This is a genomic window from Streptomyces sp. NPDC027672, from assembly GCF_055566335.1.
Genome location: NZ_JBVHSO010000008.1, coordinates 240,785 through 266,555, shown reverse-complemented (window position 1 = coordinate 266,555; position 25,771 = coordinate 240,785). Strand labels below are relative to the sequence as shown.

Genomic DNA, 25,771 nt, shown 5'->3' with positions numbered 1-25,771 from the left:
GCGGCGCCGGCCCGGACGCCCGCCGCGGGCCGGGACCCCCGTGGGGAACCGGTAGGCTGGTCACATGTCCGAACCGACCGGTGCCGCCCGCAGGCGCGGGCCCTTCAAGGTCGGGGACCAGGTACAGCTGACCGACCCCAAGGGTCGCCACTACACGTTCACGCTCGAAGCCGGGAAGAACTTCCACACCCACAAGGGTTCCTTCCCGCACGACGAACTGATCGGCGCTCCCGAGGGCAGCGTTGTCCGGACCACCGGCAACGTGGCCTACCTCGCGCTGCGCCCCCTGCTCCCCGACTACGTCCTGTCCATGCCCCGCGGGGCAGCCGTCGTCTACCCGAAGGACGCGGGGCAGATCCTCGCCTTCGCCGACATCTTCCCCGGCGCCCGCGTCGTGGAGGCCGGTGTGGGCTCCGGCTCGCTCAGCAGCTTCCTGCTGCGGGCCATCGGCGACCAGGGCATGCTCCACTCCTACGAGCGCCGCGAGGACTTCGCCGAGATCGCCCGGCAGAACGTCGAGCGCTACTTCGGCGGCCCGCACCCCGCCTGGCAGCTCACCGTGGGCGACCTCCAGGACAACCTGTCCGACGCCGACGTGGACCGCGTCATCCTGGACATGCTCGCTCCCTGGGAGTGCCTGGAGGCCGTCTCCAAGGCGCTCGTCCCGGGCGGCATCCTGTGCTGCTACGTGGCCACCACCACCCAGCTCGCCCGGACCGTGGAGTCCATCCGGGAGATCGGCTGCTTCAACGAGCCGACCGCCTGGGAGAGCATGATCCGCAACTGGCACATCGAGGGCCTGGCCGTCCGCCCGGACCACCGGATGATCGGCCACACCGGCTTCCTGCTCACCGCCCGCCGCCTCGCGGACGGCGTCGAGCCGCCCATGCGCCGCCGCCGCCCCGCCAAGGGCGCGTACGGCGAGGACTACGCCGGACCGAACGCCGACGGCGGCTCCGGCCGCTGACCGCCATGCGCGCGCGACCGCCGACCGGTCCGCGCGCCCCAGCCACCCGCCCGCGCGGCGGCCGCCGACCGGCCGCCCCGCGCGCACAACGTGAGGGCGCCGTGGCCGAGTTTCCCGCCGACGAACAGGAACCAACCCCGGCCCCCCCACTCTGCCCCAACGTGCAATCTCGCACCACGCCCACCCCCCCACAGAAACCCACCCCCCCTCCTGCCGCCCTCCGCCCGTCCCCCCCTTGACCACACCGGGGGGTCCCCGTGACAGGTTTCCCCACGGACGACGGGAACTCGGCCACGGCGCCCTCACGTTGACCCGGCGCCCGCTCCCGCGCACGGACCCGCCGGCCAGGGCAAATCCCGGACCCGCCGTTCCGCCGCACTGTGACGTGTGGCACCATGCAGGCCATCCCACCGGCACAGCCCTCACAGGAGACGCTCCTCGTGCAGCAATCCGCCGTTCCGGAGCTGGCGCACACCCGGACCCGGCCCATCCACTGGGTCGCCACCGCCACGGCCCTCGCGGGCGTCGTGGCCCTCTCCGCCGTAATCCGGCCCGGCTCGGCCACGGCCGCCCAGCCCGCCCCCGGCTCCGGGGCGAAGCCCCTCCCCGCGGCCGTCGCCCCGCCGGACCCGGCCGGTGTGGACTTCCCGCTGGAGTGCGGACCGGTGAAGGCGGTGGTCGTCAAGAAGGCCACCGGGGACCTGGACGGCGACGGCAGGCCGGAAACCGTCGCGGTGGTCCACTGCGACGCCCCCATGGGCACCCCGCCCGACGGGCTCTACGTCCTCACCCGCGCCGCCGACGGCAAGCCGCGTCTGGTGGCCACCCTGGTCGCGCCGCGGGAACGGCTCACGGTCACCGGCTTCGGCATCCGCGCGGGCACGGTCTCCGCCACGCTGCTCGGCTACTCCTCGGACGCCGTGCCCAGTTGCTGTCCCGACACGCGGACCCCGGCGGGCTGGCGGTGGAACGGCAAGGCCTTCCTCCGCTCCACGCCGGCCGGGGCCCACCGCGTCTGAACCGGACTCACCCCGCGTCGGGGCCGTACACCTCGGCCTTGTCCGAGACCCGGCGGACGTGGATGCACTCGCCGGGACACTCCTTCACCGAGTCCACCACGTCCGTCAGCAGCGGCAACGGCACCGGCGTGGTGGCGCCCGGCTGCGTGAGCAGCTCCTCGTCCGCGCCCTTCACATAGGCCAGCCCGTCGATGTCCAGCTCGAACACCTCCGGGGCGTACTGGGCGCAGATCCCGTCGCCGGTACACAGGTCCTGGTCGATCCAGACCTCCAGTGCCTCGCCGCCCGGGGCCTCCTGCTGCACGGTCATCTCTCCTGCCGTCGGTGCGCCGGGCGGGCCGGACGCCACGGGGGCCGGCCGGGTCCGCTCCAGCGGTGGGGGAACACCCCCGACCCTACCTCCGCCCGGCGCGCGCCCGCGGGGCACCGGGCAGAGGGTTTCCGGCACCGCCCGGTCGGGTACCAGCGCCGGACCGGGAGAGGGAGGCCCGGCGGCCGGGGCCGATCGTTTCCGGCCGCCACACGGTGACACCGTCCGTTCGTACCGTCGCTCTGCGTGAGGAACGCGCGAGCGCCATGAGGGCTGCCCGCAACCGGGCCGATCGGTCCCCGGCGGACAACTCCGGTCAGCCACGGAGGGATTCGAGCACGCCATGCAAGGAACAAGCTGCTTTCCCCTCACGTTGAGTGGGTATCCCCTCCGTGCGAGGGAGTGTGCAGCGGGTGACCGACGACACACCTTGACAGTCTTTGTGATCTAGGGGTTTCAATCGACACCCACCCAGGTAGGGTCTGGAAGCGTCCAGCTCCCCTTGGAGGAGGTGAGGACCGTGGCAGCCCACGACGACGACATGAACCGCGGCATCCGCCCGGGACGCGGGTCCGAGGACCCGGACGGGCAGATTGCCTATCTTGAGCAGGAGATCGCCGTCCTGCGCCGCAAGCTCGCCGACTCTCCGCGCCACACGAGGATTCTCGAAGAGCGGATCGTCGAGCTGCAGACCAACCTGGCCGGCGTGTCCGCCCAGAACGAGCGGCTGGCCAACACCCTGCGCGAGGCCCGCGACCAGATCGTGGCCCTCAAGGAGGAGGTCGACCGGCTCGCCCAGCCGCCGGCCGGCTTCGGTGTCTTCCTGCAGGCGAACGAGGACGGCACCGCCGACATCTTCACCGGCGGCCGCAAGCTCCGGGTGAACGTCAGCCCCAGCGTCGAACTCGACGACCTGCGGCGCGGCCAGGAGGTCATGCTCAACGAGGCGCTCAACGTGGTCGAGGCCATGGAGTTCGAGAGCGTCGGTGACATCGTCACCCTCAAGGAGATCCTGGAGGACGGCGAGCGCGCCCTCGTACTGGGGCACACCGACGAGGAGAGGGTGGTGCGGCTCGCCGAGCCGCTGCGCGGCATCACGATCCGCGCCGGTGACGCCCTCCTGCTCGAACCCCGCTCCGGCTACGTCTACGAGGTCGTGCCCAAGAGCGAGGTCGAGGAACTGGTCCTCGAAGAGGTCCCCGACATCGGGTACGAGCAGATCGGCGGCCTCGGCAACCAGATCGAGGCCATCCGCGACGCGGTGGAGCTGCCGTACCTCTACCCGGACCTGTTCAAGGAGCACGAGCTGCGCCCGCCCAAGGGCGTCCTGCTCTACGGCCCGCCCGGCTGCGGCAAGACGCTCATCGCCAAGGCCGTCGCGAACTCGCTGGCCAAGAAGGTCGCCGAGGTCACCGGCCAGGCCGCCGGCAAGAGCTTCTTCCTGAACATCAAGGGTCCCGAGCTGCTCAACAAGTACGTCGGCGAGACCGAGCGGCAGATCCGCCTGGTCTTCCAGCGTGCGCGGGAGAAGGCCAGCGAGGGCACCCCCGTCATCGTCTTCTTCGACGAGATGGAGTCCCTCTTCCGCACCCGCGGCTCCGGTGTCAGCTCGGACGTGGAGAACACCATCGTCCCGCAGCTCCTCGCCGAGATCGACGGTGTGGAGGGCCTGCAGAACGTGGTCGTGATCGGCGCCTCCAACCGCGAGGACATGATCGACCCCGCCATCCTGCGGCCCGGCCGGCTCGACGTGAAGATCAAGATCGAGCGTCCGGACGCCGAGGCGGCGAAGGACATCTTCGGCAAGTACCTCACCGAGCGTCTGCCGCTGCACGCGGACGACCTCACGGAGCACGGCGGCGACCGGGGCGCCACGGTCCAGGGCATGATCCAGACCGCGGTCGAGCACATGTACGCCGAATCCGAGGAGAACCGCTTCCTGGAGGTCACCTACGCCAACGGCGACAAGGAAGTCCTGTACTTCAAGGACTTCAACTCCGGCGCCATGATCGAGAACATCGTGGGCCGCGCCAAGAAGATGGCGATCAAGGACTTCCTGGAGAAGACCCAGAAGGGCCTCCGCGTCTCCCACCTGCTCCAGGCCTGTGTGGACGAGTTCAAGGAGAACGAGGACCTGCCCAACACCACCAACCCGGACGACTGGGCCCGGATCTCCGGAAAGAAGGGCGAGCGGATCGTGTACATCCGTACGCTCATCACCGGAAAGCAGGGCGCGGACACCGGACGCTCCATCGACACGGTGGCGAACACCGGTCAGTACCTGTAACGGCAGGGCGGCTGCGGGTGCCCTCGGCGGGTACCCGCAGCCGACTGTTTTCCGGGCCACGACCGGAGCAGCCAATGACGCAAATGATCTCCCCACCAGCGCAAAGGCGTTCTAGGCTCGTTTCTGCCGCCGAGTCGCGCCGTGCGGGGACGGGCACCGCACAGGCACCGGAGCGCCGGCGGTACTTGAGCGGCGCCCACGACCGAGGGCGCCGCCGGGCAAGGAGGGCCGCATGACCGTACGGCGAGTAATGGGCATCGAGACGGAGTACGGGATCTCCGTCCCCGGCCACCCGAACGCCAATGCCATGCTCACCTCGTCCCAGATCGTCAACGCCTACGCGGCGGCGATGCACCGGGCCCGCCGGGCCCGCTGGGACTTCGAGGAGGAGAATCCGCTGCGGGACGCGCGAGGCTTCGACCTCGCCCGGGAAGCCGCCGACTCCAGCCAGCTCACCGACGAGGACATCGGCCTGGCCAATGTGATCCTCACCAACGGCGCGCGCCTGTACGTCGACCACGCCCATCCCGAATACAGCGCTCCGGAGGTCACCAACCCCCGCGACGCCGTCCTGTGGGACAAGGCCGGCGAGCGGATCATGGCCGAGGCCGCCGAGCGGGCCGCGCAGTTGCCCGGCGCTCAGCCGATCCACCTGTACAAGAACAACACCGACAACAAGGGCGCCTCCTACGGCACGCACGAGAACTACCTGATGAAGCGGGAGACGCCCTTCTCGGACATCGTGCGCCATCTGACGCCCTTCTTCGTCTCCCGGCAGGTCTTCGCCGGCGCCGGCCGGGTCGGCGTCGGCCAGGACGGGCACGAGCACGGCTTCCAGCTCAGCCAGCGCGCCGACTACTTCGAGGTCGAGGTCGGCCTGGAGACCACGCTCAAGCGGCCCATCATCAACACCCGCGACGAACCGCACGCGGACGCCGAGAAGTACCGCCGGCTGCACGTGATCATCGGCGACGCCAACCTCTCGGAGATCTCCACCTACCTCAAACTGGGCACGACCGCCCTGGTCCTGTCCATGATCGAGGACGGCTTCATCGCCGTGGACCTGGCCGTCGAGCAGCCGGTGCGCACCCTGCACCAGGTCTCGCACGACCCGTCCCTTAAGCGCCTGGTCACGCTGCGCAGCGGGCGCACCCTCACCGCGGTCCAGTTGCAGATGGAGTACTTCGAGCTGGCCCGCAAGTACGTCGAGGAGCGCTTCGGCGCCGACGCCGACGACCAGACCAAGGACGTCCTCAGCCGCTGGGAGGACACCCTCACCCGGCTGGAGAACGACCCCATGAGCCTGGCCGGCGAGCTGGACTGGGTCGCCAAGCGGGAGCTGATGGAGGGCTACCGCCGCCGCGACGGCCTCGACTGGGACGCCCCCCGGCTGCACCTGGTCGACCTCCAGTACGCCGACGTACGGGCCGAGAAGGGCCTCTACAACCGTCTGGCGGCCCGTGGGCGCATGAAACGGCTGCTGGACGAGTCCGAGGTCGACCGGGCCCGTACGAAGCCGCCGGAGGACACCCGGGCGTACTTCCGCGGCCGGTGTCTGGAGCAGTACGCCGACGACGTCGCCGCGGCCTCCTGGGACTCGGTCATCTTCGACCTGCCGGGCCGCGACTCCCTCCAGCGGGTCCCAACCCTGGAACCGCTACGCGGAACGCGAAATCACGTCAAGGAGCTGCTGGACCGCTGTCGCACGGCGGAAGACCTGGTCAGGGTCCTGTCGGGCAACTGAGCGCGGCCCGCGGGTACCCGTACCGCCCCGGGCGGGCGGGGTGGAAACCCCACCGCCCGGGAATCATCGAGGTGGCCCCCGCACGTTGTGGAAAGTGCGGGGCCGATGTCGGACCCGGCTTGTAGGGTCTGATCATCACCGATCGGCAGGCGAACTGAGCGGGGTGAGGGTTATGGCGACCAAGGACACGGGCGGCGGCCAGCAGAAGGCCACGCGCTCCACCGAGGAGGTCGAGGAGCAGGCGCAGGACGCGCAGGCGTCGGAGGACCTCAAGGAGCGGCAGGAGAAGCTGTCCGACGACGTGGACTCCGTCCTGGACGAGATCGACGACGTCCTGGAGGAGAACGCGGAGGACTTCGTGCGTTCCTTCGTGCAGAAGGGCGGGCAGTAGGCCGCCCGCGCCTTCGGATCGGGGGTTCGAGGGCGGGCGCGCCGTGAGGGGCCGGTGAGCGGACGACGAAGCACTGCTCGCGGCCGGAGGAGTCCGGGCCGCGGGCGGTCTTTGCCGCCCGGGACGGCTCCCACAGGGCATGTGGATCACCGCCACCAGCCGGGTAAGGTCCGTGGCATACCGTGCTTCAACCGCAATTCGGCCATCGGCAAGCGGGGAGAGACGCCCTGGACTTGCCGGCCGGACTGCCGCTATGTGGAAGGAAACTCGTGGGAGCCAATACCCGTGGCACCGGGCGTCTACCAGCTGCCTTCCTGACGCCAGGATCCTCTTCGTTCATGGATTTCCTCGCCGAGCACCAGCCCGAGCTGCTGCCCGGCAGCCGGCAGCTGCCGCCCGTCCAGGGCGTGCTCGAGGCGCCGCACGGCACGACCATCGTGGCCGTGACGTTCGCCGGAGGGGTCGTGCTCGCGGGTGACCGCCGGGCCACGATGGGCAACGTGATCGCCCAGCGGGACATCGAGAAGGTCTTCCCCGCCGACGAGTACTCGGCCGTCGGCATCGCCGGCACGGCCGGCCTGGCCGTCGAGATGGTCAAGCTGTTCCAGCTCGAGCTGGAGCACTTCGAGAAGGTCGAGGGCGCCCAGCTTTCCCTGGAGGGCAAGGCGAACCGCCTGTCGACCATGATCCGTTCCAACCTCGGCATGGCCATGCAGGGCCTGGCCGTGGTGCCCCTCTTCGCCGGGTACGACCTGGACCGCGGGCGGGGACGCATCTTCTCCTACGACGTCACGGGCGGCCGCTCCGAGGAGCACCACTTCGCGGCGACCGGCTCCGGCTCGATCTTCGCGCGCGGCGCGCTGAAGAAGCTGTTCCGCGGCGACCTGACCGAGGAGCAGGCCACCACGCTGGTGGTGCAGGCCCTGTACGACGCGGCTGACGACGACTCGGCGACCGGTGGTCCCGATGTCGCCCGCCGGATCTACCCGATCATCACCGTGATCACCGAGGACGGCTTCCGCCGGCTCACCGAGGACGAGGGAGCCGAACTCGCCCGCGCGGTGCTCCAGCGGCGCCTGGAGGAGCCGGACGGCCCCAAGGCCGCCCTGCTCTGAGCGCGGGCCCGGTTCTTTTATCCAAGGTGATCCAGTGACCATGACAGAAAGGGACGGATAACCGGTGTCGACGCCGTTCTATGTCTCACCCCAGCAGGCCATGGCCGACCGCGCGGAGTACGCCCGCAAGGGCATCGCCCGCGGCCGCAGCCTGGTCGTGCTGCAGTACGCCGACGGCATCGTGTTCGTCGGCGAGAACCCGTCCCGCGCGCTGCACAAGTTCAGCGAGATCTACGACCGGATCGGCTTCGCGGCGGCCGGGAAGTACAACGAGTACGAGAACCTGCGCATCGGCGGCGTCCGCTACGCCGACCTGCGCGGCTACACCTACGACCGGGACGACGTCACCGCCCGCGGCCTGGCCAACGTCTACGCCCAGACGCTGGGCACGATCTTCTCCTCGGCGGCCGAGAAGCCGTACGAGGTGGAACTGGTGGTCGCCGAGGTCGGGGAGACCCCCGAGGGCGACCAGATCTACCGGCTGCCGCACGACGGCTCCATCGTGGACGAGCACGGCTCGGTCGCGGTGGGCGGCAACGCCGAGCAGATCAGCAGCTTCCTGGACCAGCGCCACCGCGACGGGATGAGCCTCGCCGAAGCCCTGAAGCTGGCCGTGCAGGCGCTGTCCCGGGACACCAACGGCAGCGAGCGGGAGATCCCCGCCGAGCGCCTGGAGGTGGCCGTACTCGACCGCACGCGCCCGCAGAAGCGCAAGTTCAAGCGCATCGTCGGCCGCCAGCTCGACCGTCTGCTGGAGACGGGCGGCGCGAGCACGGAGGCGGAGAGTTCCGCGGAGGAGAACTCCGAGCAGGAGTGACCCGCCCGCGCTCACCGGGCCCAGCGGTGCCCCGGCCGGTTCCCGGCCGGGGCACCGGCTTATCCGCTCACGCGCGGCGGGGCCGTGGAGCCCCGGACGACGAGGTGGACCGGGATGTCCCCGCTCTCCGGCTCCCGGCCCTCCAGGACCGCCAGCAGGGCCCGCATACCGCGCTCGCCGAACAGCTCGGCGTCCAGCCGCACGGTCGTCAGCTCGGGGTCGAGCGCCGTGGCCAGGGCCAGGTCGTCCAGGCCGGTGACCGAGACGTCGTCCGGCACGCGCAGGCCGAGCCGGCGCAGCGCCTTGTAGGCGCCGGCGGCCAGCTTGTCGTCGTCGCAGACCACCGCCGTCGGCCGGGGGCCGGGCGCGGTCAGCGCGGCCTCGGTGGCGGCCAGCGCCCCCTCGATGGAGATCGGGGCCCGGGCCGTGCGGATCTCCGTGCCGGGCACGGCGGCCAGCCGCGCGGCCAGCTCGGCCGCGCGGATCTCGAAGGTCCAGGACGGCACGTCCGCGGCCAGATGCAGGATCCGGCGGTGGCCGAGGCCCAGCAGGTGCCCGGCGACCTGGCGGACGCCGTCGGCGATGTCCAGGTTCACGGTCGCGGCGCCCAGGCTGCCGGCCGGGTCGCTGTCGAGCATGACCAGCGGCAGCGCCTCGCCGCGGATCGCGGTGAGGGCGTCGGCGGCCATGGAGGAGGCGATGACGCCGTCCAGGGCGGCCTGCGCGGAGGCGAAGGGGTCCCGGGCCGGGCCGACGCCCTCGGGTGAGGGGTAGAGCACCATGCCGAAGCCGTGCTCGGCGGCCACACGGGCGGCGCCGGTGTAGACGCCGGCGAAGAACTCCGTGGTCAGCGCGGGCACCACGAGCAGCACCGTGCGGGTGCGGCCCAGCCGGAGGTTGCGGGCGGCGAGGTTCGGCCGGTAGCCCAGCTCGCGCGCGGCCTCGCGCACCCGCTCGGCGGTGGCCTGCGACACCCGGCCGCGCCACTTGTCGCCCAGCACGAGGGAGACGGCGGCCTGGGAGACCCCGGCCGCGTGGGCGACGTCCCGGCTGGTCGGGCGCGTGCTGCTGCGTGCCACCGTGGGCCTGCTCCTTCATGTGGACGGGTGAACAGCGCACATGGTACGTATGGAGCGCGACGTTATACGTAAAACTTGGAGGCTGGGCATGGCCACGGGATACCTGGAGATCCTGAAGGCGAGGCATGCGCTACGGCTGCTCGCCGGCACCCTGGTGGGCCGGCTGCCGAACGCGACCGCGGCCATCGCCCTGGTGCTCTTCGTCCGCGCCGAGGGCGGCACGTACAGCCTCGCCGGCGCGCTCGCGGCCGTGTACGGCGTCGCCAATGCCATCGGCCAGCCGGTCCTGGGCCGGCTCGTGGACCTGTACGGGCAGCCGCGCGTCCAGTTGCCCGCCGCGGTCCTCGCCGCCCTCGCCATGACCCTGTTCGCGTTCCGCGGCACCGATCCGCTGCCGCTCGCCTACGCTGCGGTCGCGGCGGCCGGCCTGTTCACCCCGCCCCTGGAGGGCGGCCTGCGCGCGCTGTGGCCCTCCGTGCTGCGCCGCGAGGAGCAGGTGCACACCGCGTACGCCATGGACGCCATCGCGCAGGAGGTCATGTTCACCGCCGGCCCGCTGCTGGTGACCCTCTGCGTCACCCTGTGGGACGAGCGCGCCGCCCTGCTCGTGCTGAACGTCCTGGGCGTGCTCGGCGCCCTCTCCGTGGTCCTCTCGCCGCCCTCGCGCGCCTGGCGCTCGGCTCCCCGCGAGGCCCACTGGCTGGGCGCCCTGCGCTCGCCCGGCCTGCTCGTCCTGCTCGCCGCCTTCCTGTTCGTCGGCATCGCGTTGGGCTCCATCACGGTCGCCGCGGTGTCGTACGCCGACGCCCACGGCGGCGACGCGGTCTACGGCTGGCTGATGGCCGGCCTCGGCCTGGGCGCCCTGGCCGGCGGCTCCGTCTACGGCGCCCGCCGGTGGGCCGGTGCGCCCGAGCGGCGGCTGAGGGTCCTCGTGGCCCTGCTGGCGGTGTGCTACCTGCCGCTCACGCTGATGCCGGGCACCGTCCCCATGGTGCTGCTCAGCGTGGTCTCCGGGGTCTTCCTGGCGCCCTGCATCGCGTGCGCCTTCATCATCGTGGACCGGCACGCGCCGAGGGGCACGGTCACCGAGGCGTTCTCCTGGCTCGTGACCACGTTCACCGTGGGCGCCTCGGTCGGAACGGGCCTGGCCGGACCGGTGGTCCAGACCGGCGGCACGCTGTGGGGCTTCGCCCTGCCGAGCGTGGCCGGAGCCGTGTCGTTGCTGGTCCTGCTGGCCACCGGAGGGGTCCTCGCAGCTCCCGCGCACGGCGGGGTCGTTGCGGCTTCATCGGAAAATGATCCAAATCGTGCCGTCGAACCCCGTTTCAGCTCGGGGGATCGGGCGTAATGTTCCCTCATGGACCGCCGCATTTTCGGGCTGGAGAACGAGTACGGCGTCACGTGCACGTTCAGGGGACAGCGCCGCCTGTCTCCTGACGAGGTGGCGCGGTACCTCTTCCGCCGTGTCGTGTCATGGGGCCGCAGCAGCAACGTCTTTCTGCGAAACGGCGCCCGGCTCTATCTCGACGTGGGCTCACATCCGGAATACGCGACCCCCGAATGTGACAACGTGACCGAACTGGTCACCCACGACAAGGCCGGCGAGCGCATTCTCGAAGGACTCCTGGTGGACGCGGAACGACGCCTGCACGAGGAGGGAATCGCGGGCGACGTCTACCTCTTCAAGAACAACACCGACTCGGCGGGCAACTCCTACGGCTGCCACGAGAACTACCTGGTGGCGCGGCACGGGGAGTTCTCCCGGCTCGCGGACATCCTCATCCCCTTCCTGGTCACCCGGCAGCTGCTGTGCGGCGCCGGCAAGGTACTGCAGACCCCGCGCGGCGCCGTCTACTGCGTCAGCCAGCGCGCGGAGCACATCTGGGAGGGCGTCTCCTCGGCGACGACCCGTTCCCGGCCCATCATCAACACCCGCGACGAACCCCACGCGGACGCCGAGCGCTACCGCCGGCTGCACGTCATCGTCGGCGATTCGAACATGTCCGAGACGACGATGCTGCTCAAGGTCGGCGCCACCGACCTGGTGCTGCGCATGATCGAGGCCGGCACCGTGATGCGCGACCTCACCCTGGAGAACCCGATCCGGGCGATCCGCGAGGTCAGCCACGACATCACCGGCCGGCGCAAGGTGCGCCTGGCCAGCGGCCGGGAGGCCTCCGCGCTGGAGGTGCAGCGCGAGTACTTCGACAAGGCCGTGGACTTCTGCGACCGCCGGGGCATCCGCACCGGCACGGTCGCGCAGGTCCTGGAGCTGTGGGGCCGTACGCTCGAAGCGATCGAGAACGAGGAACTGGACCGCATCGAGACCGAGATCGACTGGGTCATGAAGTACAAGCTCATCGAGCGGTACCGGGCCAAGCACAACATGACGATGTCGCACCCGCGGGTCGCCCAGATAGACCTCGCCTACCACGACATCCACCGCCGCCGTGGGCTGTACTACCTGCTGGAGAAGAAGGGCCAAGCCGCCCGGATCTGCAACGACTTGAAGATCTTCGAGGGCAAGTCGGTCCCGCCGCAGACCACTCGGGCCCGGCTGCGCGGCGACTTCATCCGGCGGGCCCAGGAACAGCGCCGGGACTTCACGGTCGACTGGGTGCACCTCAAGCTCAACGACCAGGCCCAGCGCACCGTCCTGTGCAAGGACCCGTTCCGTTCGGTGGACGACCGGGTGGAGAAGCTGATCGCCGGAATGTGACCGGAACCGGGCGGCCCGCGAGCCCGGTCACCGGCAGAACCGGAACGCCACACGGGCGCCGTACGTTTTCCGTACGGCGCCCGTATCAGGTCGTAGAGTTGCGCGCACGCCACCCGCAGGACCGACCGATTACGAGGCTTTTCCCGTGCGCCGACGCTCACTCCTCCTCGCCGCCGTACCCGCAGGACTGGTCACGCTCGCCGGATGCGGTGACGACTCGTCCGACGCCCGCACCTCCGGCGCCTCGCCGTCGGCCTCGGCGTCCTCCCCGCCCCCGCCCAAGATCGTGGACGGACCGCTGCCGGCGGTCACGGCGGGCACGAAGTTCGGCCAGAAACCGACCGTCGCCAAGGGGCAGGGCGATCCGTCGAAGAACCTCGCCGTCAAGACGCTGATCGCGGGCGGCGGCCGGACGGTCGCGGAGAACGACTTCATCCGGGCCGACTACCTCGGCCAGATCTGGGACACCGGCAAGGTCTTCGACAACTCCTTCGACCGCGGGCGCCCGCTGGTCATGCAGCTCGCCCAGGGCAGCATCATCGACGGCTGGCGCTACGCCCTCCAGGGCAAGAAGACCGGCAGCCGCATCGAGATCGCCGTCCCGCCCACCTGGGGGTACGGCAAGGGCGGCAACCCGCAGGCGGGCATCAAGGGCACCGACACCCTGGTCTTCGTCATCGACCTCATCGAGTCCTACAACTCCAAGAGCTCCGCCAAGGGCACCAAGGTCCCGCAGAGCGACGCGGCCCTGCCGACGGTCGGCACCAACACCGACGGCGAGGTGCCCGAGGTCACCGTGCCCAAGACGGACCCGCCGAAGAAGCTGGTGGCGCAGTACGTCCTGGAGGGTGACGGCCCCGAGCTGAAGTCCGACCAGACCATCCTGTGCCAGTTCCAGGGCCTGGTCTGGGACGGCGGCAAGACCTTCCAGCGCACCTACGGCTCCGGCCGGCTCAGCCAGTTCTCGCTGGAGCAGATGCAGCAGGCCGTCAAGGGCCTCGCCCAGGGCCTGACCGGCAAGAAGGTGGGCAGCAGGGTCCTGCTCGTCATCCCGCCGGAGCTGGGCTACGGCGACCGCCCGCCGAGCGGCGGCGCCGTCAAGAAGGGCTCCACACTGGTGTTCACGGTGGACATCCTCGCGGCGATGTAGTCCCGCACCCGGCGGGTGGGAGCGCCGCGGAGATGAAAGACTGTCCGCGATTCGTGTCGTACACAAGCAGGAGCTTTTGACGTGAGCATCGAGAAGCCCGAGATCGACTTCCCTGAGGGCAACCCCCCGGCGGACCTTGAGATCAAGGACATCTGGGAGGGCGACGGACCGGTCGCGCAGGCGGGCCAGACGGTCACCGTCCACTACGTGGGCGTCGCCTTCAGCACCGGCGAGGAGTTCGACGCCAGCTGGAACCGCGGCACCCCGTTCCGCTTCCCGCTGGGCGAGGGCCGGGTCATCCAGGGCTGGGACCGGGGCGTGCAGGGCATGAAGGTCGGCGGCCGCCGCCAGCTGACCATCCCCGCCCACCTCGCCTACGGCGACCAGAGCCCGACCCCGGCGATCAAGCCCGGCGAGACCCTCATCTTCGTGGTGGACCTCCTCGGCGTCTGATCCGCCCGAGCCGCGGTCCGGCCGCACCCGGCCACCCGCCGGGTCCGGCCGGACCCGGTCATCCGGGGCCCATGCCCGTGCGGGCATGGGCCCTCGGCTTTTGCCACCGGCCCGCGGAGCGGTACGGTCATCGGTCGGAAGCACCATAGGGAAGGCGAAGGGCGTCGATGGCCATTGCCAAGGCCGAGCGGCTGATGAACCTCGCGCTGTGTCTGCTCGGCGCGCGCCGGCCGCTCAGCAAGCGCGAGCTGCGCGAGTCCATCGAGGCCTACCTGGAAGCGGGCTCCGACGACTCCTTCAACCGCATGTTCGAGCGGGACAAGGACGACCTGCGCGAGCTGGGCCTGGTCATCGCGACCGTGGAGAACCTCGACGGCGAGATCGGCTACCTCGCCCGCCGCGACAGCAACCGGCTGCCCCCCATCACCCTGGACGCCGAGGAGGCCGCCGCCCTCGGCCTCGCCGCCAAGGTCTGGCAGCAGGCCAGGCTGGCCGGGGCCGCCAGCGGCGCCCTGCAGAAGCTGCGCGCCGCCGGCCTGCCCGAGGACGTCGACCCGTACGAGGCGCACGGCGCCCTGGAGCCGCGCATCCCGGTGCACGAGGCCGCCTTCGAACCGCTGATGCTGGCCTGCCGCGACCGCCGCCCGGTCCTCTTCGACTACCGCAAGGCCAACGCCGCCCGCCCCGAGCCCCGGCACGTCGAGCCGTGGGCGCTGGAGTGCTGGCGCGGCCACTGGTACCTGGCCGGCTTCGACCGCGACCGGGGTGCCGAACGCGTCTTCCGGCTGTCCCGGATCACCGGCAAGGTCCGCTCCCGGGGCACCGGCTTCACCGCGCCCGTGCCCGACGTCGTCACCGTGCGCGAGACCGTCGCGGGCTGGGCCGGAGAGATCGCCGACCGCTCGGCGCTGATCCGGCTGCGGTCCGGCTCCGGTTACCCCCTTCGGGCGAAGGCCGCCAAGGTCCGGGAACTCGGCGACGGCTGGGACGAGTTGGAGATCCCGTACGGGCACGGCCTGGACGCCTGGCTGGTGGAGTTCGGACCGGACGTGGTGGTCGTGGAGCCGGCCGAGCTGCGGGCCGACGTGGTGGACCGGCTGCGCGCCGTGGCCAAGGGCTGAGGGGGAGCGGACTGTGGCAGGCAAACCGGCCAGGACCGTCAACGCGATCGACCAGACCCGGCGGATGCTCTCCCTGGTGACCTATCTCCGCGAGCGCCCCGGCGCCCGGATCGCCGACGTCGCGCGCGCCTTCGGCATCAGCGAGGACGAACTCGTCGCCGACCTCGATCTGCTGCCCATGTGCGGCACCAGCTTCCGCGGCGGCGACCTGCTCGACATCGACACCGACGGCGAGCGCATCTGGTGGCACAACCCGGCCGCGCTCGGCGAGGAGGCGGCCGAACCGCTGCGGCTCGCCGCCGACGAGGCCACCGCCCTGCTGGTCGCCGCCCGCGCGGTGGCCACGCTGCCCGGCCTGCGGGAGAGCGACCGCCAGGCCCTGCTGCGGGCCACCGCCAAGGTGGAGACCGCGGCCGGCGAGGCCGCCGGCGCCAGCGCCCGGCTGTCGGTGACCTTCGAGTCCGAGGGCGGTGTCTTCGCCGACGTCGACCGGGCCATCTCCGAGCGCCGCCGGCTGTGGATCCGGTACTACTCCCCGGCCCGCGACGAGGTCACCGAGCGCGAGATCGACCCCATCCGCCTGGTCAGCGTGGGCCACACCTATGTGGAGGCGTGGTGCCGCCGCTCCGAGGCCCGGCGCACCTTCCGGCTCGACCGGGTCGCCGAGATCAAGGTCCTCGACGCGCCCTCCGCACCGCCCGAGCTGGAACTGCGCGACCTCTCCGAGGCCCTGGTGCAGCCGGCCGCGGAGGACCCGGAGGTCGTGGTCGAGGTCGGCCCCGGCGGCCGCTGGGTCGCCGAGTACTACCCGCACGACAGCGCCGAGGAGCTTGCCGACGGCGGGCTGCGCATCACGCTGCGCACGCCCGACCCGACTTCGCTGCGCCGGCTGGCGCTGCGGCTCGGCGGCGACGGCCGGATCGTCTCGCCGCCCGAGCTGGCCGACAGCGCCCGCCGCGCGGCCCGCGCGGCCCTCGCGGCGTACGGCGAGGGCCCCGGCGCCCCGGCCGGCGCGGTGCCCGCAGTCCCGGGCGACCGGGGTGAGGGGTCCGCGTGAGGCCGGCCGGCGCCGGTGCCGTGCCGCCCGGGCGGCGGACGACCTGCTGCGACCAGAGGAAGAGGAGCGAGGGCTGTGAGCGAGTCTCCGGAGCCGGGCGCGGGTGAGATGACGGCGGCCACCGCCTTCGCGGGGATGAGGAGAGTGGCCCCCGTGGTGTTCCGGGCCGGCTGCCCGGACTGCCGGGGCCGCTTCGAACTCGCCGCCAGCGCGCTGCGCCTCGCCATCGGCGCCAGCAGCCGGACGACGTTCTACTCCTTCACCTGTCCCGACTGCGGCGCCGCGGTCCGCAAGCCGGCCGGCGAACGGATCGTGGAACTGCTCACCGGCGGCGGCGTGCGGACCCTGCGGCTGCACTCCACGGTGTAGCCGCCCGCCCCCGGGCCGGGCTGGATTTCGGCGGGCGCCGGCGGACCGTCTAGTCTCGTCGTCATGTTCTGGCCGATGTTCGCGGTAGCCATGGGTTTCGTGGGTCTCGCCGTCCTGGGGGTGCTCGCCGTCCGGGTGTTCCTGGAGGCCCGGCGCCTCGGACAGCAGGTGGCGGACTCCGCGCGCCGCATCGACCGGGCCGCCGAGGACCTGGAGCGGGCGGCCGTGAGCGCGGCCCGCGCCGTCGACACCCTGTGAGCCGTGCCGGGCGGTGTCCCTGTGTCCGGTGATATCAGCGGTTTGCGTCACTTCGCTCTGTCACCCGCCCCAGGCGGCCAGGTACGCTGCTGGTCGCGGCCCGGATAACGAGGCACGGTCCGCAGAGCAGGAGTACGCCAGGGGATTGTCCCGCGTTCACCCCCAGGCGTTACGATCGCAGCCAGCATGACTTCGGACACCTGTCCGGCCTGTCGGACATGCCCGCCTCGATGAGAAGGTGAAGATTTATGTTCCGCAACGGACTTGAGCCGTGGCACCTGCTGATCCTCGTTGTGGTGATCCTCCTCGTGTTCGGTTCCAAGAAGCTGCCGGACATGGCGCGCTCGCTCGGCAAGTCCGCCCGGATCCTGAAGAGCGAGGCGAAGGCGATGAAGGAGGAGGGCAAGCAGCCCGCCGACACCGCCCCCTCCGCCGAGGAGCCCGCACCCGCTCAGCGTACGATCCAGGCCGCCCCCGGTGACGTGACCAGCTCCCGCCCGGTCACCGAGCCGACGGACACGACCCAGCGCTGACGCGAGGACCGGGGGCATCCGGTCCGCTGCACGAGATGAGGATGTGGGTTGCTCAAGTCCGCCCGCAAAAAGGAGAGAGATCCCGAGGGGCGGATGCCGCTCGCGGATCACTTGCGTGAGCTGCGCAACCGGCTCGCGAAGGGTGTCCTGGCGATCCTCGCCGTCACGATCATCGCGGCCTTCTTCTACCGCGACATCATCGATGTCATCACCCGGCCGATGCTCGACGAGATCGGCTGCGGCCAGTCCTTCGGGGAACTGGCCAAGACGGAGAGCGCCCACTGCGCGCACATCACCGTCAGCGGCCTGCTGGCGCCGTTCACCCTGGCCCTGAAGGTGGCCCTGATGACCGGTGTCGTGCTCGCGGCGCCGGTCTGGCTCTACCAACTGTGGGCGTTCGTCGCCCCCGGCCTGCACCGCAACGAGAAGAAGTACGCCTACGCCTTCGTCGGCTTCGGTTTCCCGCTCTTCCTCGGCGGCGGCTACCTGGCGTTCCACGTGCTGCCCACCACGGCCAAGGTCATGATCGGCCTCACGCCCGACGGCGCCGAGAACCTGCTGCCGCTGGACGATCTGCTGGACCTGGTCACCCGCATGATCGTCGTCTTCGGCCTCGCCTTCGAGATGCCGTTGCTGCTGGTCATGCTCAATCTCACCGGTGTGCTGTCGGGGCGGCGCATGCTGGGCTGGTGGCGCGGCATGGTCATCGGCATCACGGTCTTCGCGGCCGTCGCCACCCCCAGCCCCGACCCGATGACGATGCTGGCGCTGGCGGCGCCGATCTGGGCGCTCTACTTCGTGGCCGTGGCCATCGCCCTGCTCAACGACCGGCGCCGGGCCCGCCGCGAGGCCGAAGGCCCCGGCGACGACGAGGCCAGCGAGCTGGATCTCACCCCCGAGGACATCGGCGAGGTGGAGCCGGTCCCGGCCAGCCGCGCGCTCCCCGAGCAGGCGAGCACCGAGCGGGTCAACGGCTACGACGACGTGACGTGACCGGACCGTCGTGACCGGCCGGGGCTGATCCGGCCCTCGCCGAGCCGCCGTGCGCGATGCCCCCGTCCCCTGCCTGGACGGGGGCATCGCGCTGCCGCAGGGACGGCCGTCGGGATAATGATCGTCCTGTTGTCAGCGCGGCCCGGTACGCTCGAAAGTACGATGACAGAGGATCTCTCACCGGCCGAGCGGTATGCGGCAGCCCGCAGGCGGGCCGCCGAGCAGGCCACCGCGCTCGCTTCCTTCCGCGAGATGTACGACTTCGGCCTCGACCCCTTCCAGATCGAGGCCTGCCAGGCACTCGAGGCGGGGAAGGGCGTGCTGGTGGCCGCCCCCACCGGCTCGGGCAAGACGATCGTGGGCGAGTTCGCCGTCCACCTCGCCCTCGCGGAGGGCAGGAAGTGCTTCTACACGACACCCATCAAGGCGCTGTCGAACCAGAAGTACGCCGACCTGTGCCGGCGCTACGGCGCCGCGAAGGTGGGCCTGCTCACCGGCGACAACAGCGTGAACTCCGACGCCCCGGTGGTCGTGATGACCACCGAGGTGCTGCGGAACATGCTCTACGCCGGTTCGCAGACCCTCCTCGGCCTCGGCTACGTGGTCATGGACGAGGTGCACTACCTCTCCGACCGCTTCCGCGGCGCCGTCTGGGAGGAAGTGATCATCCACCTCCCCGAGTCGGTGACCCTGGTCTCGCTCTCCGCGACCGTGTCCAACGCCGAGGAGTTCGGTGACTGGCTGGACACCGTCCGCGGCGACACCGAGGTGATCGTCTCCGAGCACCGGCCCGTGCCGCTGTTCCAGCACGTGCTCGCCGGGCGCCGGATGTACGACCTGTTCGAGGAGGGCGAGGGCCACAAGAAGGCCGTCAACCCCGATCTGGCCCGGCTGGCCCGTATGGAGGCCAGCCGCCCGTCGTACCAGGACCGCAGGCGCGGCCGGGCGATGCGCGAGGCCGACCGGGAGCGCGAGCGCAGACAGCGCTCGCGCATCTGGACGCCGGGCCGCCCCGAGGTCATCGAGCGGCTGGACTCCGAGGGCCTGCTCCCGGCCATCACCTTCATCTTCAGCCGCGCCGCCTGTGAGGCCGCCGTCCAGCAGTGCCTGTACGCGGGCCTCCGGCTCAACGACGAGGAGGCGCGCGAGCAGGTCCGCGCCCTGGTCGAGGAGCGCACCGCCGCCATCCCCTCGGAGGACCTGCACGTCCTCGGCTACTACGAATGGCTGGAGGGCCTGGAGCGGGGCATCGCCGCCCACCACGCGGGCATGCTGCCGACCTTCAAGGAGGTCGTCGAGGAGCTGTTCGTACGCGGTCTGGTCAAGGCCGTCTTCGCCACCGAGACCCTGGCGCTCGGCATCAACATGCCCGCCCGCTCGGTGGTGCTGGAGAAGCTGGTCAAGTGGAACGGCGAGCAGCACGCCGACATCACGCCCGGCGAGTACACCCAGCTGACGGGCCGTGCCGGCCGCCGGGGCATCGACGTCGAGGGCCACGCCGTGGTGCTGTGGCAGCGGGGCATGAGCCCCGAGCACCTGGCCGGTCTCGCGGGCACCCGCACCTACCCGCTGCGCTCCAGCTTCAAGCCGTCGTACAACATGGCGGTCAACCTGGTCGAGCAGTTCGGCCGGCACCGCTCGCGCGAGCTGCTGGAGACCTCCTTCGCGCAGTTCCAGGCCGACAAGTCGGTCGTCGGGATCTCCCGCCAGGTGCAGCGCAACGAGGAGGGCCTGGCCGGCTACAAGGCCTCCATGACCTGCCACCTCGGCGACTTCGAGGAGTACGCGCGGCTGCGCCGGGAGCTGACGGACCGGGAGACCGAACTGGCCCGGCAGGGTGCCAGCCAGCGCCGGGCCGAGGCCGCCGTCTCCCTGGAGAAGCTCAAGCCGGGCGATGTCATCCACGTGCCCACGGGCAAGTACGCGGGGCTCGCGCTGGTCCTGGACCCGGGGCTGCCCGCGGGCCGTTCCAACGGCCACCGCGGCTTCGACCAGTACGACGGGCCGCGCCCGCTGGTGCTGACCGCCGAACGGCAGGTCAAGCGGCTGGCGTCGATGGACTTCCCGGTGCCGGTGGAGCCGCTGGACCGGATGCGGATCCCCAAGACCTTCAACGCGCGCTCGCCGCAGTCCCGCCGGGACCTCGCCTCCGCGCTGCGCACCAAGGCCGGGCACATCCCGCCGGAGCGGGCGCGCAAGAAGCGGTCGCAGGCCGCCGACGACCGGGAGATCGCGCGGCTGCGCACGGCGATCCGGGCGCATCCCTGCCACGGCTGCAACGACCGTGAGGACCACGCCCGCTGGGCCGAGCGCTACCACCGGCTGATGCGGGACACCTCGCAGTTGGAGCGGCGCATCGAGGGGCGGACGAACACCATCGCGCGCACCTTCGACCGGATCGTGGCGCTGCTGACCGAACTGGACTACCTGCGCGGTGACGAGGTCACCGAGCACGGCAAGCGGCTCGCGCGGCTCTACGGCGAACTCGACCTGCTGGCCAGCGAGTGCCTGCGCGAGCGGGTCTGGGAGGGACTCGGCCCGGCCGAACTGGCGGCCTGTGTCTCGGCGCTGGTGTACGAGGCGCGGGCCGCCGACGACGCCATGGCGCCCAAGCTGCCGTCCGGCAAGGCCAAGGCTGCGCTGGGCGAGATGGTGCGGATCTGGGGCCGGCTGGACGCCCTGGAGGAGGAGTTCCGGATCCGGCAGGCGGAGGGTGTGGGCCAGCGCGAACCCGACCTCGGCTTCGCCTGGGCCGCCTATATGTGGGCCTCCGGCAAGGGTCTGGACGAGGTGCTGCGCGAGGCGGAGATGCCGGCCGGCGACTTCGTGCGGTGGTGCAAGCAGGTCATCGACGTGCTCGGGCAGATCTCCGCGGCCGCTCCCGCGGACGGCTCGACCGTGGCCAAGAGCGCGCGCAAGGCCGTCGACCAGTTGCTGCGCGGTGTGGTGGCCTACTCGTCCGTGGGCTGAGCCGCGCCGGGGAACCGAGGCCGCACCTGTCCGGTGCGGCCTCGTTTTCCTATGTCACTCGTTACGGTGAGTGACACTCGCACGCCCATGCGTCGATACTGAATGTGTGCGAACAGCGACGCAGCGTGCGAAAAGAATCGAGCCTAGTGCGGTCGCCGGACCGATTTCAGGTGCTTACCGAAGGTGACACGGGGTTGGCCCGGTCGGGCTAAGCTCGCCCGCGGCGCACCGAGTTGAGGTAATTCGCGCGTCTGTTCCGGAACATGCGGTAGATCCCGACAGTTCCATGAACCTTCCCCCCGCAAGCTCCCCCGACACCCAGCCGATTCGTCCCAGAAGGCATCCATGGTGAGTGTGCAGAAGCCTCCCCGCGGCCGTGAACATTCCTCTGCGCGGGTGCTGTTGCCGCCGACCGCGCTGATGGCCGCGGCGGCCGCGGCCGCCGCCCCCGAGCGGCTCTACGCGATCACGGGCTCGGCGGACGGCGCGCGCGCCGAACTCGACCTGGTCACGCTGATCGTGGCCCGTGCCACGCCCCCGCCGGCCGCCTCGCCGGAGACGGCGGCGGTGCTCCGGCTCTGCGCCGCCCCCTTGTCCATGGCCGAGCTCTCGGCCTGCCTCCGACTCCCGTTCAGCGCGATGACCGTCCTGATCACCGAGCTGATCGCGGCGGAACTGGTGCAGGCGCGCGCGCCGATCGTCCGCCAGGCGGCTTTCGACCGATCACTCCTCGAAGCGGTGATGCATGGACTTCAACGGCTCTGACACGATTCCCGGCCCGCGCACCGAGGATCACCTGCCGCACACGGCCCAGGCGGCGGCGAAGATCGTGATCGTGGGCGGCTGCGGTGTCGGCAAGACCACCCTGGTCGGCTCCGTCAGCGAGATCAGACCGCTGACCACCGAGGAGACCATGACCCAGGCCGGCATCGGCGTGGACGGCGGCTACGGCTCCGACACCAAGACGGCCACCACCGTGGCCATGGACTTCGGCCGCATCAGCATCACCGACACACTCGCGCTCCACCTGTTCGGCACGCCCGGCCAGGAGCGGTTCCGGTTCCTGTGGAACGGCCTGTTCGAAGGCGCCCTCGGCGCGGTCGTCCTGGTCGACACCCGCCGCCTGGAGGCCGGCTTCGACGTGATGGGCCGGCTGGAGGAGCGCGGCGTGCCCTTCGTCGTCGCCGTCAACTCCTTCCCGGACGCGCCCCGCTACCCGGTCGAGGAGCTGCGCACCGCCCTGGACCTGGGCCCGGAGATCCCGATCGTCGAGTGCGACGCGCGCCGCCGGGCCTCCGGCAAGGACGTGCTGATGACCCTCACCCGCTTCCTGCACTCGCTCGCCCTGTCCGGCGCCCTCACCTGACCCGCCGCCGACCGGCCCACCCATCCGTTCCGGAGCGACCCCGTGACGTCCGAAACCCCCTCCCTGACCGGCACAGACCCCCTGACCCCGCCACCGGGCTGCCCGGCGCACGGCCTCGGCCCCGGCGGAGTGCACCGGCTCCACGGCCCCGACGCCGAAGACCTCGGCGCCCTGTGCGAACGGCTGCGCGAGCAGTACGGCCCGGTGGCGCCCGTCCTGCTCCACGACGACGTGCCGATGTGGGCTGTGGCGGCGGCTGCTGCGCTGGTGGCGCGCGGAGTGAGTGCCGGTGGGGTCAGCTATGGGGGCGGTCCGGCGCGGACCAGTCGGTGTGGGAGGTCCAGGCGCGCAGTCGGCGGCCGCTGGTGAAGGTGTGGTGCGTTCCGGTGACCGGGTCGGTGAACTCCAGCCGCCGCGCGAGCAGTTGCAGCGGTCGCCGGAAGTCGCCGGCCGGCACCGGGGCGGTCACCTCGGGATACAGCGGGTCGCCGAGGATGGGCACACCGAGCGCGCTCAGGTGCACCCGGAGCTGGTGGGTCTGGCCGGTCGCCGGGACCAGCCGGTACCGGCCCAGTCCCGCCCGGTGCCCGGCCAGCTCGACGTAGGTCTCGGCGTTCGGCTCGCCCGCCACCTCCCGCGCGGCCGGCACCCCGCGTTCCTTCACGATCCGGCTGCGGACGGTCCGGGGCAGGGCGAGCGCGGGATCGTACGGCGCGACGGCCTCGTACTCCTTGTGCACCCGCCGGTCCCGGAACAGCGTCTGGTAGGCGCCGCGCTCCTCGGGCCGGACCGTGAACAGCACCAGTCCCGCGGTGAGCCGGTCCAGGCGGTGGGCCGCCGTCAGCGCCGGGATGCCCAGCTCGTGCCGGAGCCGGGCCAGCGCGGTCTGGGCGACATGGCTGCCGCGCGGTGTGGTGGCCAGGAAGTGCGGCTTGTCGGCCACCACGATGTGCTCGTCCCGGTACACCACCTCCACCGGGAACGGCACCGGCACCTCGGCGGGCGGCTCGCGGTGGAACCACACGAACATGCCCGGCCGGTAGGGCGCGTCCGGCGGCACGGCCCGCCCGTCGGCGCCGACCACCCGGCCCGCGGCGAACATCGACTCCACCATCCCGGGACCGGCCCCGGTGAGCCGCTCCACCAGATGCTCCCGCACGGTGGCCCACGTGCCGCCGACGGGCAGCCGGACCCGTACCGGATCGACCCCGTCGCGTTGGGGGAGCGGGGCGGGCGGGGGCGGCGTACGGCGTCTCATCGGCGTCCAGGGTACGGCGGCGGGGTCAACGGGGCGGCGGCGCGGTCACCCGGTGACGGTCAACGGGGCGGCGGCGCGGTCACCCGGTGACGGCCGGAAACAGGTGGGCCGGCGTGCCGTGCACCGGGCAGGATGTGGATCATGCCGTATCTCACCCGCCCGGTCCTCGCCCCCGGTGCCCTCGCCCGAGTCCCGCAGCCCGCCCTGCCCACCGGCGACGGCCTGGTCCTGCGCCCCTGGCGGGCCGGGGACGCGCCCGCCGTGTACGCCGCCTTCCAGGACCCGGCGATGCACCAGTGGCACCTGAGGGCCTGTGACTCAGAGGAGGAGGCCGCCGGCTGGATCGCGCTGTGGCAGGCGTCCTGGGCGGGCGAGAGGGAGGCCCAGTGGGCGGTCGTGGACGAGCGGACGGACGCACTGCGCGGCCGGGTCGCGCTGCGCCAGATCCTGCTCGGCGAGGGGGTCGCCGAGGTCGCGTACTGGACGGTGGCGCGGGCGCGCGGCCAGGGTGTCGCGGCCCGGGCCGCCGGCACGCTGAGCCGGTGGGCCTTCGAGGAGATCGGCTTCCACCGCCTGGAACTCTTCCACGCCACCGCCAACGAGGCGTCCTGCCGGGTCGCCGGAAAGGCCGGCTTCGCCCTGGAGGGCACCAAGCGCAGCGCGCTCCTCCACCCGGACGGCTGGCACGACATGCACCTGCACGCCCGCCTGCAAGCCGACTGACCCACCGGGCCTCCAAGCCGGCTGACCCGTCCCGACGACGCCCCTCGGCCCGGTGGAAGGGCCCCGCTTTCGTGGGTGCGCGACAGCGGTGGCGGGGCCGGGGCGCCAGGGCCCGCGAGCCCGGCATGATCCAAACGAGAGGCCCTAGGCCGCCACGGCCGCCCCGTCGCCCTCCTGCTCCGCCTCGACGCGGGCGTTCCACTCCCGCTTGGACGCCTGCCAGCCGTCCTCGTTGTGGCCGAGGCGCCAGTAGCCGGAGACCGACAGGTCCTCGCGCGGGATCTGGTGCTCGACGCGCAGCAGGCGGCGCAGTTCCTTCACGAAGCCCGCCTCGCCGTGGACGAACGCCTGCACCCGACCCTGCGGGAAGTCCAGCCCGCGTACCGCCTCCAGCAGGGCCTCGCCGACCGGGCGGTCGCCGCGGTGCAGCCAGACGACCGGCACCCCGGTGTCGATCTTCTGCTCCTCCTCGGGGCCGGACACCTCGACGAAGGCGTGCGCGCGGGCGCCGGCGGTCAGCGTCTCCAGGGCGCGGGCGATCGCCGGCAGGGCGCTCTCGTCACCGGCGAGCAGATGCCAGTCGGCCGCCGGGTCGGGCGTGTACGCGCCGCCGGGACCCAGGAAGCGCACGGTCTCGCCGGGCTGCACACGGGCGGCCCACGGCCCGGCCAGGCCCTCGTCGCCGTGGATCACGAAGTCCAGGGCCAGCTCGCCCCGCTCCGGGTCCCAGCCGCGCACGGTGTACGTCCGGGTCACCGGCCACTGCTCGCGCGGGAACTCCTCGCGGATCCGCTCCAGGTCGAAGGGTTCCGGGTAGGTGACACCGGCGGGGCCGAACAGCAGCTTGACGTAGTGGTCGGTGCAGGTGTCCGCGGCGAATCCGGCGAGTCCCGGACCGCCGAGCACCACGCGCCGCATGTGCGGGGTCAGCCGTTCGGTGCGCACGACCTGGGCGGTGTGGGGCTTGCGCGGCTTTCGTCCCGGGCGCTCTGCCATGACGGCCTCCTGCATGTTGGTTAGGATTACCTAAGTTAACATTCCCTTCCGGTCAACACCCCTCTCCCGGTACCGG

General features: G+C 71.7%; 26 protein-coding genes and 1 pseudogene. 23 read left to right on the top strand and 4 right to left on the bottom strand.

Annotated elements, in window-relative coordinates; genetic code table 11:
* Positions 1-64: 64 nt before the first annotated feature.
* Complete coding sequence (locus ACZ4SV_RS21190; RefSeq protein WP_365883579.1) at positions 65-967, top strand: tRNA (adenine-N1)-methyltransferase; 903 nt, start codon at positions 65-67, stop codon at positions 965-967.
* A 440-nt stretch (positions 968-1,407) separates the two neighbouring features.
* Positions 1,408-1,986 (top strand): hypothetical protein, encoded by a 579-nt coding sequence (locus ACZ4SV_RS21185; RefSeq protein WP_468005980.1) that lies wholly within the window; start codon positions 1,408-1,410, stop codon positions 1,984-1,986.
* A 7-nt stretch (positions 1,987-1,993) separates the two neighbouring features.
* Here ACZ4SV_RS21185 and ACZ4SV_RS21180 read toward each other — a convergent pair whose 3' ends face one another.
* Positions 1,994-2,296 carry a ferredoxin gene (locus ACZ4SV_RS21180; protein WP_468005979.1) on the bottom strand — a complete coding sequence of 101 codons (303 nt, stop codon included), beginning with the start codon at positions 2,294-2,296 and terminating at the stop codon, positions 1,994-1,996.
* 520 nt (positions 2,297-2,816) lie between these two features.
* On the opposite strand from ACZ4SV_RS21180, the gene arc reads away from it, so the two are divergent.
* The 6 genes from arc to prcA all read left to right on the top strand — a co-directional run bounded on the left by arc (position 2,817) and on the right by prcA (position 8,650).
* Positions 2,817-4,583 carry a proteasome ATPase gene (gene arc / locus ACZ4SV_RS21175; RefSeq protein ID WP_365882931.1) on the top strand — a complete coding sequence of 589 codons (1,767 nt, stop codon included), beginning with the start codon at positions 2,817-2,819 and terminating at the stop codon, positions 4,581-4,583.
* Positions 4,584-4,815: 232 nt separating this feature from the next.
* On the top strand, positions 4,816-6,327 hold the full coding sequence (gene dop, locus ACZ4SV_RS21170) for a depupylase/deamidase Dop (RefSeq protein WP_365882930.1): 1,512 nt from the start codon (positions 4,816-4,818) through the stop codon (positions 6,325-6,327).
* Positions 6,328-6,499: 172 nt separating this feature from the next.
* On the top strand, positions 6,500-6,718 hold the full coding sequence (locus tag ACZ4SV_RS21165; RefSeq protein ID WP_016325855.1) for a ubiquitin-like protein Pup: 219 nt from the start codon (positions 6,500-6,502) through the stop codon (positions 6,716-6,718).
* Positions 6,719-6,772: 54 nt separating this feature from the next.
* On the top strand, positions 6,773-7,036 hold the full coding sequence (locus ACZ4SV_RS21160) for an endonuclease domain-containing protein (RefSeq protein WP_365882929.1): 264 nt from the start codon (positions 6,773-6,775) through the stop codon (positions 7,034-7,036).
* Positions 6,988-7,833, top strand: a complete 846-nt coding sequence (prcB, locus tag ACZ4SV_RS21155) for a proteasome subunit beta (protein WP_365882928.1) — start codon at positions 6,988-6,990, stop codon at positions 7,831-7,833. The genes ACZ4SV_RS21160 and prcB overlap by 49 nt, the downstream gene beginning before the upstream one ends.
* Before the next feature lie 64 nt (positions 7,834-7,897).
* Complete coding sequence (gene prcA / locus ACZ4SV_RS21150; RefSeq protein WP_468005978.1) at positions 7,898-8,650, top strand: proteasome subunit alpha; 753 nt, start codon at positions 7,898-7,900, stop codon at positions 8,648-8,650.
* A gap of 59 nt (positions 8,651-8,709) precedes the next feature.
* On the opposite strand, the gene ACZ4SV_RS21145 is transcribed toward prcA, so the two are convergent.
* Entirely contained in the window at positions 8,710-9,729 is a 1,020-nt protein-coding gene (locus ACZ4SV_RS21145; RefSeq protein ID WP_397969465.1) for a LacI family DNA-binding transcriptional regulator, read from the bottom strand.
* An 88-nt stretch (positions 9,730-9,817) separates the two neighbouring features.
* Here ACZ4SV_RS21145 and ACZ4SV_RS21140 point away from each other — a divergent pair, with 88 nt between their 5' ends.
* From ACZ4SV_RS21140 to ACZ4SV_RS21075, 14 genes and pseudogenes are all read left to right on the top strand, one after another.
* On the top strand, positions 9,818-11,077 hold the full coding sequence (locus ACZ4SV_RS21140; protein ID WP_468005977.1) for an MFS transporter: 1,260 nt from the start codon (positions 9,818-9,820) through the stop codon (positions 11,075-11,077).
* A gap of 9 nt (positions 11,078-11,086) precedes the next feature.
* Positions 11,087-12,448, top strand: coding sequence for a Pup--protein ligase (gene pafA, locus ACZ4SV_RS21135; protein WP_030344102.1), 1,362 nt, complete (start codon positions 11,087-11,089; stop codon positions 12,446-12,448).
* 145 nt (positions 12,449-12,593) lie between these two features.
* The gene (locus ACZ4SV_RS21130; RefSeq protein ID WP_468005976.1) at positions 12,594-13,598 is read left to right on the top strand and encodes an FKBP-type peptidyl-prolyl cis-trans isomerase; all 1,005 of its coding nucleotides are present in this window, start codon (positions 12,594-12,596) and stop codon (positions 13,596-13,598) included.
* An 81-nt stretch (positions 13,599-13,679) separates the two neighbouring features.
* A complete protein-coding gene (locus ACZ4SV_RS21125; protein WP_397937027.1) occupies positions 13,680-14,051 on the top strand; it encodes an FKBP-type peptidyl-prolyl cis-trans isomerase in 372 nt (123 codons plus the stop codon).
* 167 nt (positions 14,052-14,218) lie between these two features.
* On the top strand, positions 14,219-15,172 hold the full coding sequence (locus ACZ4SV_RS21120; RefSeq protein WP_365872608.1) for a helix-turn-helix transcriptional regulator: 954 nt from the start codon (positions 14,219-14,221) through the stop codon (positions 15,170-15,172).
* A 13-nt stretch (positions 15,173-15,185) separates the two neighbouring features.
* Positions 15,186-16,229, top strand: coding sequence for a helix-turn-helix transcriptional regulator (locus ACZ4SV_RS21115; protein ID WP_468005975.1), 1,044 nt, complete (start codon positions 15,186-15,188; stop codon positions 16,227-16,229).
* Positions 16,230-16,337: 108 nt separating this feature from the next.
* Positions 16,338-16,598 carry a hypothetical protein gene (locus ACZ4SV_RS21110; protein WP_361468000.1) on the top strand — a complete coding sequence of 87 codons (261 nt, stop codon included), beginning with the start codon at positions 16,338-16,340 and terminating at the stop codon, positions 16,596-16,598.
* 63 nt (positions 16,599-16,661) lie between these two features.
* Positions 16,662-16,856 carry a hypothetical protein gene (locus ACZ4SV_RS21105; protein ID WP_365872604.1) on the top strand — a complete coding sequence of 65 codons (195 nt, stop codon included), beginning with the start codon at positions 16,662-16,664 and terminating at the stop codon, positions 16,854-16,856.
* A 248-nt stretch (positions 16,857-17,104) separates the two neighbouring features.
* Entirely contained in the window at positions 17,105-17,389 is a 285-nt protein-coding gene (tatA, locus tag ACZ4SV_RS21100; protein ID WP_468005974.1) for a Sec-independent protein translocase subunit TatA, read from the top strand.
* Between the two features lie 48 nt (positions 17,390-17,437).
* Positions 17,438-18,382, top strand: a complete 945-nt coding sequence (tatC, locus tag ACZ4SV_RS21095) for a twin-arginine translocase subunit TatC (protein ID WP_397937022.1) — start codon at positions 17,438-17,440, stop codon at positions 18,380-18,382.
* A 117-nt stretch (positions 18,383-18,499) separates the two neighbouring features.
* Positions 18,500-21,352: a DEAD/DEAH box helicase gene (locus tag ACZ4SV_RS21090; RefSeq protein WP_398215260.1), complete on the top strand. Its 2,853-nt coding sequence runs from the start codon at positions 18,500-18,502 to the stop codon at positions 21,350-21,352.
* Positions 21,353-21,772: 420 nt separating this feature from the next.
* On the top strand, positions 21,773-22,117 hold the full coding sequence (locus ACZ4SV_RS21085) for a DUF742 domain-containing protein (RefSeq protein WP_397980775.1): 345 nt from the start codon (positions 21,773-21,775) through the stop codon (positions 22,115-22,117).
* Complete coding sequence (locus ACZ4SV_RS21080) at positions 22,098-22,718, top strand: GTP-binding protein (protein WP_468005973.1); 621 nt, start codon at positions 22,098-22,100, stop codon at positions 22,716-22,718. Before ACZ4SV_RS21085 ends, ACZ4SV_RS21080 begins: the two co-directional genes overlap by 20 nt.
* Before the next feature lie 42 nt (positions 22,719-22,760).
* Positions 22,761-22,979 (top strand): annotated as a pseudogene (locus ACZ4SV_RS21075) (cytochrome P450); the annotation flags it as partial.
* 34 nt (positions 22,980-23,013) lie between these two features.
* Here ACZ4SV_RS21075 and ACZ4SV_RS21070 read toward each other — a convergent pair.
* Positions 23,014-23,976, bottom strand: coding sequence for an RluA family pseudouridine synthase (locus ACZ4SV_RS21070; RefSeq protein ID WP_468005972.1), 963 nt, complete (start codon positions 23,974-23,976; stop codon positions 23,014-23,016).
* A gap of 141 nt (positions 23,977-24,117) precedes the next feature.
* Here ACZ4SV_RS21070 and ACZ4SV_RS21065 point away from each other — a divergent pair, with 141 nt between their 5' ends.
* Positions 24,118-24,699: a GNAT family N-acetyltransferase gene (locus tag ACZ4SV_RS21065; RefSeq protein ID WP_468005971.1), complete on the top strand. Its 582-nt coding sequence runs from the start codon at positions 24,118-24,120 to the stop codon at positions 24,697-24,699.
* 144 nt (positions 24,700-24,843) lie between these two features.
* Here the strand turns inward: ACZ4SV_RS21065 and ACZ4SV_RS21060 are convergent, their stop codons facing one another.
* Entirely contained in the window at positions 24,844-25,695 is an 852-nt protein-coding gene (locus tag ACZ4SV_RS21060; protein WP_468005970.1) for a siderophore-interacting protein, read from the bottom strand.
* Positions 25,696-25,771: the final 76 nt, after the last annotated feature.

Excerpts from the sequence above, each read along its gene's own strand:
- ACZ4SV_RS21065 (WP_468005971.1), top strand. The coding sequence starts at position 24,118 with ATGCCGTATCTCACCCGCCCGGTCCTCGCCCCCGGTGCCCTCGCCCGA.
- ACZ4SV_RS21085 (WP_397980775.1), top strand. The coding sequence starts at position 21,773 with ATGGCCGCGGCGGCCGCGGCCGCCGCCCCCGAGCGGCTCTACGCGATC.
- ACZ4SV_RS21190 (WP_365883579.1), top strand. The coding sequence starts at position 65 with ATGTCCGAACCGACCGGTGCCGCCCGCAGGCGCGGGCCCTTCAAGGTC.
- tatA (WP_468005974.1), top strand. The coding sequence starts at position 17,105 with ATGTTCCGCAACGGACTTGAGCCGTGGCACCTGCTGATCCTCGTTGTG.
- ACZ4SV_RS21105 (WP_365872604.1), top strand. The coding sequence starts at position 16,662 with ATGTTCTGGCCGATGTTCGCGGTAGCCATGGGTTTCGTGGGTCTCGCC.
- ACZ4SV_RS21060 (WP_468005970.1), bottom strand. The coding sequence starts at position 25,695 with ATGGCAGAGCGCCCGGGACGAAAGCCGCGCAAGCCCCACACCGCCCAG.
- ACZ4SV_RS21120 (WP_365872608.1), top strand. The coding sequence starts at position 14,219 with ATGGCCATTGCCAAGGCCGAGCGGCTGATGAACCTCGCGCTGTGTCTG.
- ACZ4SV_RS21110 (WP_361468000.1), top strand. The coding sequence starts at position 16,338 with ATGACGGCGGCCACCGCCTTCGCGGGGATGAGGAGAGTGGCCCCCGTG.
- ACZ4SV_RS21165 (WP_016325855.1), top strand. The coding sequence starts at position 6,500 with ATGGCGACCAAGGACACGGGCGGCGGCCAGCAGAAGGCCACGCGCTCC.
- ACZ4SV_RS21080 (WP_468005973.1), top strand. The coding sequence starts at position 22,098 with ATGGACTTCAACGGCTCTGACACGATTCCCGGCCCGCGCACCGAGGAT.
- ACZ4SV_RS21140 (WP_468005977.1), top strand. The coding sequence starts at position 9,818 with ATGGCCACGGGATACCTGGAGATCCTGAAGGCGAGGCATGCGCTACGG.
- dop (WP_365882930.1), top strand. The coding sequence starts at position 4,816 with ATGACCGTACGGCGAGTAATGGGCATCGAGACGGAGTACGGGATCTCC.
- ACZ4SV_RS21070 (WP_468005972.1), bottom strand. The coding sequence starts at position 23,976 with ATGAGACGCCGTACGCCGCCCCCGCCCGCCCCGCTCCCCCAACGCGAC.
- ACZ4SV_RS21090 (WP_398215260.1), top strand. The coding sequence starts at position 18,500 with ATGATCGTCCTGTTGTCAGCGCGGCCCGGTACGCTCGAAAGTACGATG.
- ACZ4SV_RS21180 (WP_468005979.1), bottom strand. The coding sequence starts at position 2,296 with ATGACCGTGCAGCAGGAGGCCCCGGGCGGCGAGGCACTGGAGGTCTGG.
- pafA (WP_030344102.1), top strand. The coding sequence starts at position 11,087 with ATGGACCGCCGCATTTTCGGGCTGGAGAACGAGTACGGCGTCACGTGC.